Here is a 10,223-nt window from a genome sequence, read left to right as displayed (position 1 = left end):
GCTTCTCCTCTCTTCCCCCCCCCCCCCCCTCCCCCCCCCCCCCCCCCCCCCCCTCCCCCCCCCCCCCCCCCCCCCCCCCCCCCCCCCCCCCCCCACTCCGCGATCGTACTACTTGATGATCTTGGTCACTCGACCCGCACCAACGGTGCGGCCACCCTCACGGATGGCGAACTTGAGACCGTCCTCCATCGCGATGGGCTGGATGAGCTGGACGTTCATCTCGGTGTTGTCGCCCGGCATGACCATCTCGGTGCCCTCGGGGAGGTTCACCACGCCGGTCACGTCGGTGGTGCGGAAGTAGAACTGCGGGCGGTAGTTGTTGAAGAAGGGGGTGTGGCGGCCGCCCTCGTCCTTGCTCAGGATGTAGACCTGGGCCTCGAACTCGGTGTGCGGGGTGGTCGTGCCCGGCTTGATGATGCACTGGCCGCGCTCGACGTCCTCGCGCTTGATGCCACGGAGGAGCAGACCGACGTTGTCGCCCGCCTGGCCCTCGTCGAGCAGCTTGCGGAACATCTCGACACCGGTGACCGTGGTGGTGGTCTTGGTCTCCTTGATGCCGATGATGTCGACGGTCTCGTTGACCTTGACGACACCGCGCTCGATACGGCCGGTGACGACGGTGCCACGACCGGTGATCGAGAAGACGTCCTCGATCGGCATCAGGAACGGCTTCTCGGTCTCACGGGTCGGCTCGGGGACGTTCTCGTCCACGGCGGTCATGAGCTCGATGATCGAGTCGCCCCACTTGGAGTCGCCCTCGAGCGCCTTCAGCGCCGAGACGCGGACGACCGGCAGGTCGTCGCCGGGGAACTCCTGGGCCGAGAGAAGCTCGCGGACCTCGAGCTCGACGAGCTCCAGGATCTCCTCGTCGTCCACCATGTCGGACTTGTTGAGGGCCACGACGATGTAGGGGACGCCGACCTGGCGGGCCAGGAGGACGTGCTCCTTCGTCTGCGGCATCGGACCGTCGGTGGCGGCGACCACGAGGATCGCGCCGTCCATCTGAGCCGCACCGGTGATCATGTTCTTCACGTAGTCGGCGTGACCGGGGCAGTCCACGTGGGCGTAGTGGCGCTTCTCGGTCTGGTACTCGACGTGCGCGATGGAGATCGTGATACCACGAGCCTTCTCCTCGGGCGCCTTGTCGATCTTGTCGAACGGGGTCGCCTCGTTGAGGTTCGGGAAACGCTCGTGGAGCACCTTGGTGATCGCCGCGGTCAGAGTGGTCTTGCCGTGGTCGATGTGCCCAATGGTGCCGATGTTTACGTGCGGCTTGGTCCGCTCGAACTTGGCCTTGGCCACTGCTCTCTCCTTAGAGATTCTGACGTGACTTGCGTCTTCAAAAACGGATGCCGGGCTTGTGCGCCCCGCACCCCTCCGGTGGCGGGAGGCGGGTCTCCCCGTCTCCCGCACCCGGAACGGATGCCGGACTTATTCGCCCCGCACCTTCGCGACGATCTCCTTGGCGATGTGCGCAGGCACTTCCGCGTAGGAGTCGAACTGCATGCTGTAGCTCGCGCGTCCCTGCGTCTTGCTACGGAGGTCTCCCACGTAGCCGAACATCTCAGAGAGCGGCACGAGCGCCTTGATGATCCGGGCGCCGGAGCGCTCGTCCATCGCCTGGATCTGCCCGCGGCGACCGTTGAGGTCACCGATGACGTCACCCATGTAGTCCTCGGGCGTGGTGACCTCGACGGCCATCATCGGCTCCAGGATTACGGCGTCCGCACGGCGCGCGGCCTCCTTGAAGGCCATCGAGCCGGCGATCTTGAAGGCCATTTCGGACGAGTCCACCTCGTGGTAGGCACCGTCCTGCAGGGTGACCTTGACCCCGACCATGGGGTAGCCGGCCAGGACACCGAACTCGGCCGCCTCCTGGGCGCCCGCGTCGACCGAGGGGATGTACTCCCTCGGGATGCGGCCACCGGAGACCTTGTTCGAGAACTCGTAACCGTCGTTGCCCTCGCCCAGCGGCTCGATGTCGATGATGACCTTGGCGAACTGGCCCGAACCACCGGTCTGCTTCTTGTGGACGTAGTCGACCTTCTCCACCTTGCGGCGGATGGTCTCCCGGTAGGCCACCTGAGGCCGGCCGATGTTGGCCTCGACCTTGAACTCGCGGCGCATCCGGTCGACGAGGATCTCCAGGTGGAGCTCGCCCATACCCCAGATGACCGTCTGCCCGGTCTCGTCGTCACGACGGACCTGGAAGGACGGGTCCTCCTCGGCCAGACGCTGGATCGCGGTGCCCAGCTTCTCCTGGTCACCCTTGGTCTTGGGCTCGATGGCGACGCTGATGACCGGCGCCGGGAAGTTCATCGACTCCAGGACCACGGGATGAGCCGGGTCCGACAGGGTGTCACCGGTGGTGGTGTCCTTCAGACCCATCACGGCGACGATCTGACCGGCGACGGCCGACGGGCGCTCTTCGCGCTTGTTGGCGTGCATCTGGTAGATCTTGCCGATCCGCTCCTTGCGGCCCTTCACCGAGTTGACCACGGCGGTGCCGGTCTCGAGCGTGCCCGAGTAGATGCGGATGTAGGTGAGACGGCCCAGGTGCTGGTCGCTCATGATCTTGAATGCGAGCGCGGAGAAGGGCTCGTTCACGTCGGCGTGACGCTCGATGACCTCGTCCTCCTTGCCGACCGCGTGGCCCTTGAAGGCCGCGATGTCGATCGGGGCGGGGAGGTAGGCGACGATCGCGTCGAGCAGGGGCTGGACGCCCTTGTTCTTGAACGCGGTGCCGGTCAGGACCGGGTTGATGACGCTCTTCAGCGTGGCGCGGCGGATGGCCGCGACCAGCTGCTCCTCGGTGGGCTCGACGCCCTCCAGGAAGAGCTCCATCAGCTCGTCGTCGTTCTCGGAGACGGTCTCGACGAGCTTGTCACGCCACTCGCGGGCGACCTCGGCGTGCTCGGCCGGGATGTCGACGGTCTCGTACATCTCGCCCTTGGCCGCCTCGGCGCTCCAGAGCAGGCCCTTCATCTTGACCAGGTCGATGACGCCCTTGAAGTCGGCCTCGACGCCCCAGGGAAGCTGGATGACGGCGGGGGTCGCGTTCAGGCGGCTGACCATCATGTCGACGCAGCGGTGGAACTCCGCGCCGACCCGGTCCATCTTGTTGACGAAGCAGATCCTGGGTACTTCGTAGCGGTCGGCCTGACGCCAGACCGTCTCGGACTGCGGCTCGACACCGGCGACGCCGTCGAACACGGCGACGGCACCGTCGAGGACGCGGAGCGAACGCTCCACCTCGATCGTGAAGTCCACGTGACCCGGCGTGTCGATGATGTTGATCGTGTGGCCGAGCCATTCGCAGGTGGTGGCAGCGGAGGTGATGGTGATACCACGCTCCTGCTCCTGCTCCATCCAGTCCATCGTGGCTGCGCCCTCGTGGACCTCACCGATCTTGTAGTTGATACCGGTGTAGAACAGGATGCGCTCGGTCGTCGTGGTCTTGCCCGCGTCGATGTGGGCCATGATCCCGATGTTTCGGACCTTGGCCAGGTCAAGAGCGGTCGTGGTGGCCACTTCTCTCGCGTCCTCGTCGTCTCGTCGAACCCGCTGTTACCAGCGGTAGTGGGCGAAGGCCTTGTTGGACTCGGCCATCTTGTGGGTGTCCTCGCGCTTCTTGACGCTTGCGCCGAGGCCGTTGCTGGCGTCGAGCAGTTCGTTCATCAGACGCTCGGTCATGGTCTTCTCGCGGCGGGCGCGGGAGTACTGCACCAGCCAGCGCAGGGCCAGGGTGGTGCTGCGCGCCGCGCGCACCTCGACCGGGACCTGGTAGGTCGCGCCACCGACACGGCGGCTGCGGACCTCGAGGGTGGGCTTGACGTTGTCCAGCGCGCGCTTGAGGGTGACGACCGGGTCGTTGCCGGTCTTCTCCCTGGCGCCTTCGAGGGCGCCGTACACGATGGACTGGGCGATGGATCGCTTGCCGTCCAGGAGCACCTTGTTGATCAGAGCGGTGACCAGGGGCGAGTTGTGAACCGGGTCGGCCATGAGCTGACGACGGCCAGGAGAACCCTTGCGAGGCATTCCTACTTCTCCTTCTTCGCGCCGTAACGGCTACGGGCCTGCTTGCGGTTGCGGACACCCTGGGTGTCGAGCGAACCACGGATGATCTTGTAGCGAACACCCGGAAGGTCCTTCACACGCCCACCACGGACGAGCACGATGGAGTGCTCCTGGAGGTTGTGACCGACACCGGGGATGTAAGCCGTGACCTCGATGCCGTTGGTCAGCCGGACACGCGCCACCTTGCGGAGGGCGGAGTTCGGCTTCTTCGGGGTCGTGGTGTAAACGCGCATGCAGGTGCCGCGTCGCTGAGGGCTGGCCTTGAGCGCCGGGGTCTTGGTCTTGGTGACCTTGTCCTGGCGGCCCTTGCGGACCAGCTGCTGAATCGTGGGCACCGCGTCTCCGTTCGTGCTAGCCGGTTATTCGAATGTGGTGCATTTGCAGGTACTGCCGGTGTCATGACCTGCGGTTCTTCCAGCTCCTCCGACCCACGCGTTCGGGCGTGTCGCGGGGTGTCGTACCACGTCCCGGAAAGGAACGATCCGCTGGAGGAGGCCACACGGCGCCCCTGCCGACTCCTCGATGGGAAACCGTCGACGCGCACGCATGAGGACCCATGAAGACATGGGCACGAAGGGAAAGACTACCCAGCCCAGTGCAACACGTCAAAACGACCGCACTGGCCGGGCGCCGTCACGCGCGCCCGCATCCGTGCCCTGGCTCCCGTGACCGGTTTCCGACCGTCCACGTCCGGGTCCACACCGAAGTTTACCCGCCCCCGGACACTTCTCCGGTCGTTCTCCGCATTGACGTACGGCTTGGGCCGCAACGTTCCGGTCAAGACGGACGGCGCCCGGCCCCCTCGCGGGGACCGGGCGCCGTCTCGATCACTGTGCCGGGCGTGCTCGCTCAGCGGTTGTACTGACCGAAGTCGTACTCCTCCAGCGGCACGGCCTCGCCGGAGCCCGAGCCGAAGGTGTAGTCGGCCGCGGAGCCGTCGTAGCCGCCGACCGTGTACATCGCGGCCTTGGCCTCCTCGGTGGGCTCGACCCGGATGTTGCGGTACTGGGGCATGCCCGTACCCGCCGGGATGAGCTTTCCGATGATGACGTTCTCCTTGAGACCGAGCAGCGAGTCCGACTTGGCGTGGATCGCCGCGTCGGTGAGCACCCGGGTCGTCTCCTGGAAGGACGCCGCCGACAGCCAGGACTCGGTGGCGAGCGAGGCCTTGGTGATGCCCATCAGCACCGGGCGACCCGAGGCCGGCGTGCCGCCCTCGGCCACGCACTCGCGGTTGATCCGCTCGAAGCGCGGCCGCTCGACGAGCTCACCGGGCAGCATGTCGGCGTCGCCGGACTCCAGCACGTTCACGCGCTTGAGCATCTGCCGCACGATGATCTCGATGTGCTTGTCGTGGATCGACACACCCTGCGAGCGGTAGACCTGCTGGACCTCCGCCACCAGGTGCAGCTGCACGGCGCGGGGGCCGAGGATGCGCAGCACCTCGTTGGGGTTGACCGCACCGGCGATCAGCTGCTGGCCGACGCCGACCCGCTGCCCGTCGGAGACGAGCATCCGCGACCGCATCGACACCGGGTACGCGACCTCCTCGGAGCCGTCGTCGGGGACGACCACGATCTTCCGCGTCTTGTCGGTCTCGTCGACGCGGACCCGGCCCTCGGCCTCGCTGATCGGGGCGACGCCCTTGGGGACGCGCGCCTCGAACAGCTCGGTGACACGGGGCAGGCCGTGGGTGATGTCGGCGCCCGCCACACCACCGGTGTGGAAGGTCCGCATCGTCAGCTGGGTGCCGGGCTCGCCGATCGACTGGGCGGCGATGATGCCGACCGCCTCGCCGACGTCCACGAGCTTGCCGGTGGCCAGCGAGCGGCCGTAGCAGGTGGCGCAGACACCGATCTTGGCCTCGCAGACGAGGGCGCTGCGGGTCCTGACGGTCTCCACACCGGCCTCGACCAGGGCGGTGACGTGGGCGTCGTTGATGTCGACGCCCATCGGCACGACGACCTTGCCGTCCACCTCCACGTCCTCGGCGAGGATGCGGCCGTGCACGTTGCTCTCGGCGTTCTCCGCCTTGACCAGGTTGCCCTGGGCGTCGCGGTCGGCGACGTGCAGCGGCACGGCGCGGTCGGTGCCGCAGTCGATCTCGCGGACGATGACGTCCTGCGCCACGTCCACCAGACGACGGGTCAGGTAGCCGGAGTCGGCGGTCCGCAGCGCGGTGTCCGCCAGACCCTTCCGCTGGCCGTGGGTGGAGATGAAGTACTCCAGCACCGACAGGCCCTCGCGGAACGAGGCCTTGATCGGACGCGGGATCGTCTCACCCTTGGTGTTGGACACCAGGCCGCGGATGCCGGAGATCTGCCGGACCTGCATCAGGTTCCCTCGGGCGCCCGACTGGACCATCATCCAGACCGGGTTGGTCTTCGGGAACGCCTTCTGCATGTCGTCGGTCACGTCACTGGTCGCGTGCGTCCAGATCTCGATGAGCTCCTGACGGCGCTCCTCGTCCGTGATCAGACCGCGCTCGTACTCCCGCTGGACCTTGTCGGCCCGGCGCTCGTACGTCTCCATGATCTCGGCCTTGTTCGGCGGCGCGATGACGTCCTCGATGGAGATCGTCACACCGGCCCTGGTCGCCCAGTAGAAGCCGGCGTCCTTGAGGGCGTCGAGCGCCGCCGCGACCTCGACCTTGGGGTACTTGTCGGCCAGCTCGTTGACGATGACCGAGAGCTGCTTCTTGCCGACCTGCGAGTTCACGTACGGGTAGTTCGCCGGGAGCGTCTGGTTGAACAGGCACCGGCCCAGGGTGGTCTCCAGGCGGTACCCGTCGCCGGGCTCCCAGCCCTCGGGGGCGGTCCAGTCGCGGGGCGGCGGGACGTCGCCCTTCATCCGGATCTGGATCAGCGACTGGATGTCCAGCTCGCGGCGGTCGAAGGCCATGAGCGCCTCCGACACCGAGCCGAAGACCCGGCCCCTGCCGGCGCCGTTCTCGTCCTCGTCCTTGAGCGTGGTCAGCGAGTACAGACCGATGATCATGTCCTGGGTGGGCATGGTCACGGGCTTGCCGTCGGCCGGCTTGAGGATGTTGTTGGTGGACAGCATCAGGATGCGGGCCTCGGCCTGCGCCTCGGCCGACAGCGGCAGGTGCACGGCCATCTGGTCACCGTCGAAGTCCGCGTTGAACGCGGTGCACACGAGCGGGTGGATCTGGATGGCCTTGCCCTCGACCAGCTGCGGCTCGAAGGCCTGGATGCCCAGGCGGTGCAGGGTGGGCGCGCGGTTGAGCAGCACGGGGTGCTCGGTGATGACCTCTTCGAGGACGTCCCACACGACCGGCCGGGCACGCTCGACCATCCGCTTGGCCGACTTGATGTTCTGCGCGTGGTTCAGGTCCACCAGGCGCTTCATCACGAACGGCTTGAACAGCTCCAGCGCCATCTGCTTGGGCAGGCCGCACTGGTGCAGCTTCAGCTGCGGGCCGACGACGATGACCGAACGGCCGGAGTAGTCGACTCGCTTGCCCAGCAGGTTCTGGCGGAACCGGCCCTGCTTGCCCTTGAGCATGTCGCTGAGGGACTTCAGGGGGCGGTTGCCGGGTCCGGTGACCGGGCGGCCGCGGCGGCCGTTGTCGAACAGCGCGTCGACGGCCTCCTGGAGCATCCGCTTCTCGTTGTTCACGATGATCTCGGGCGCGCCGAGGTCGAGAAGCCGCTTGAGGCGGTTGTTCCGGTTGATCACCCGGCGGTAGAGGTCGTTCAGGTCCGAGGTCGCGAACCGGCCACCGTCGAGCTGCACCATGGGGCGCAGGTCCGGCGGGATGACCGGGATGCAGTCCAGGACCATGCCGTTGGGCGAGTTGCGGGTGTTCAGGAACGCCGAGACGACCTTGAGACGCTTGAGCGCGCGGGCCTTCTTCTGGCCCTTGCCGCTGCGGATCGTCTCGCGGAGGTTCTCGGCCTCCAGGGCGAGGTCGAAGTTGGTCAGCCGCTCCTGGATGGCCTGGGCGCCCATGCCACCGCGGAAGTAGCGGCCGAAGCGGTCGCGCATCTCGCGGTAGAGCAGCTCGTCGCCCTCCAGGTCCTGGACCTTGAGGTTCTTGAAACGGCTCCAGACCTCGTCCAGCCGGTCCAGCTCGCGCTGGGCCCGGTCGCGCAGCTGCCGCATCTCACGCTCGGCACCCTCGCGCACCTTGCGGCGCTGGTCGCCCTTGGCCCCGGCGGCCTCGAGCTCGGCCAGGTCGGCCTCCAGCTTGCGCTGGCGGGCCTCGATGTCGGAGTCACGGCGCTGCTCGACGTGCTGCCGCTCGACGGAGATCTTCGCCTCCAGCGACGGCAGGTCGCGCTCGCGCATCTCCTTGTCGACATGCGTGATCATGTAGGCCGCGAAGTAGATGACCTTCTCGAGGTCCTTCGGGGCCAGGTCGAGCAGGTATCCCAGACGGGACGGGACGCCCTTGAAGTACCAGATGTGCGTGACCGGAGCGGCCAGCTCGATGTGGCCCATCCGCTCGCGGCGCACCTTGGCACGGGTCACCTCGACGCCGCAGCGCTCACAGATGATGCCCTTGAAGCGGACGCGCTTGTACTTGCCGCAGTAGCACTCCCAGTCCCGGGTCGGGCCGAAGATCTTCTCGCAGAAGAGTCCGTCCTTCTCGGGCTTGAGCGTCCGGTAGTTGATGGTCTCGGGCTTCTTGACCTCACCGTGCGACCACTGGCGAATGTCGTCGGCGGTCGCGAGGCCGATCCGAAGCTCGTCGAAGAAGTTGACGTCGAGCACTTGTAATCCCCCTCAGCTTCTAGATCAGACCTCTTCGACGCTGCTCGGCTCGCGCCGGGACAGGTCGATGCCGAGCTCCTCCGCGGCGCGGAAGACGTCCTCGTCGGTGTCGCGCATCTCGATGGACATGCCGTCGCTGGAGAGCACCTCGACGTTCAGGCACAGCGACTGCATTTCCTTGATGAGGACCTTGAACGACTCCGGGATGCCCGGCTCGGGGATGTTCTCGCCCTTGACGATCGCCTCGTAGACCTTCACCCGGCCCAGGACGTCGTCGGACTTGATGGTCAGCAGCTCCTGCAGCGCGTACGCCGCGCCGTAGGCCTCCAGGGCCCAGACCTCCATCTCACCGAAGCGCTGGCCGCCGAACTGGGCCTTACCGCCGAGCGGCTGCTGGGTGATCATGGAGTACGGGCCGGTCGACCGCGCGTGGATCTTGTCGTCGACCAGGTGGAGCAGCTTCAGGATGTAGATGTAACCCACGGAGATCGGGTGCGGGAACGGCTCGCCGGAACGCCCGTCGAACAACTGGGCCTTTCCGTTCGCGCCGACCATGCGCCCGCCGTCCCTGTTGACCAGGGTGTTGTCGAGCAGACCGATGATCTCTTCCTCGTTGGCGCCGTCGAAGACGGGGGTCGCCATGTTGGTACGCGGCTCCACCTCGGCGAAGCCCTTGTCGCGCAGGCGCTCGGCCCACGCCTCCTCGATGCCGGAGATGTCCCAGCCGCGGGCGGCGATCCACCCCAGGTGGGTCTCCAGCACCTGGCCGACGTTCATCCGGCCGGGCACGCCCAGCGGGTTGAGGATGATGTCGACGGCCGTGCCGTCCTCCAGGAAGGGCATGTCCTCGACCGGGAGGATCTTGGAGATGACGCCCTTGTTGCCGTGCCGGCCCGCGAGCTTGTCACCGTCGGTGATCTTGCGCTTCTGCGCCACGTAGACGCGCACCAGCTCGTTGACGCCGGGGGGAAGCTCGTCGCCCTCCTCGCGGGAGAAGACCCGCACCCCGATGACCTTGCCCTGCTCGCCGTGCGGCACCTTCAGCGAGGTGTCGCGCACCTCGCGGGCCTTCTCACCGAAGATCGCCCGCAGCAGCCGCTCCTCGGGGGTCAGCTCGGTCTCGCCCTTGGGCGTGACCTTGCCCACCAGGATGTCCCCGGGCACGACCTCGGCGCCGATGCGGATGATGCCGCGCTCGTCGAGATCGGCCAGCACCTCCTCGGAGACGTTGGGGATGTCGCGGGTGATCTCCTCAGGGCCCAGCTTGGTGTCGCGGGCGTCGACCTCGTGCTCCTCGATGTGGATCGAGGACAGCACGTCGTCCTGCACCAGGCGCTGCGACAGGATGATCGCGTCTTCGTAGTTGTGACCCTCCCACGGCATGAACGCCACCAGCAGGTTCTTGCCCA

Annotated in this window: 6 protein-coding genes; all 6 read right to left on the bottom strand. The window is 67.0% G+C overall.

The genetic code is table 11. From position 1 onward, the window contains the following. Positions 1 to 108: 108 nt before the first annotated feature. Positions 109 to 1,302: an elongation factor Tu gene (gene tuf, locus ACZ6RT_RS35270; protein WP_399185735.1), complete on the bottom strand. Its 1,194-nt coding sequence runs from the start codon at positions 1,300 to 1,302 to the stop codon at positions 109 to 111. Between the two features lie 129 nt (positions 1,303 to 1,431). Beyond that, positions 1,432 to 3,480, bottom strand: a complete 2,049-nt coding sequence (fusA, locus tag ACZ6RT_RS35265) for an elongation factor G (RefSeq protein WP_399186088.1) — start codon at positions 3,478 to 3,480, stop codon at positions 1,432 to 1,434. 87 nt (positions 3,481 to 3,567) lie between these two features. Then, positions 3,568 to 4,038, bottom strand: a complete 471-nt coding sequence (gene rpsG / locus ACZ6RT_RS35260) for a 30S ribosomal protein S7 (RefSeq protein ID WP_179819699.1) — start codon at positions 4,036 to 4,038, stop codon at positions 3,568 to 3,570. 2 nt (positions 4,039 to 4,040) lie between these two features. Then, complete coding sequence (gene rpsL / locus ACZ6RT_RS35255) at positions 4,041 to 4,412, bottom strand: 30S ribosomal protein S12 (protein WP_012887826.1); 372 nt, start codon at positions 4,410 to 4,412, stop codon at positions 4,041 to 4,043. 514 nt (positions 4,413 to 4,926) lie between these two features. After that, on the bottom strand, positions 4,927 to 8,814 hold the full coding sequence (locus ACZ6RT_RS35250) for a DNA-directed RNA polymerase subunit beta' (RefSeq protein WP_470158345.1): 3,888 nt from the start codon (positions 8,812 to 8,814) through the stop codon (positions 4,927 to 4,929). A gap of 24 nt (positions 8,815 to 8,838) precedes the next feature. Beyond that, positions 8,839 to 10,223, bottom strand: a 1,385-nt coding sequence (locus ACZ6RT_RS35245; RefSeq protein WP_470158344.1) for a DNA-directed RNA polymerase subunit beta, incomplete at its 5' end; no start/stop codon positions are given.

It is taken from the genome of Streptosporangium sp. NPDC050148 (genome assembly GCF_055586505.1).
Note: the sequence above shows the minus strand (reverse complement) of the source record. Positions and strands in the feature narration are given on the sequence as shown.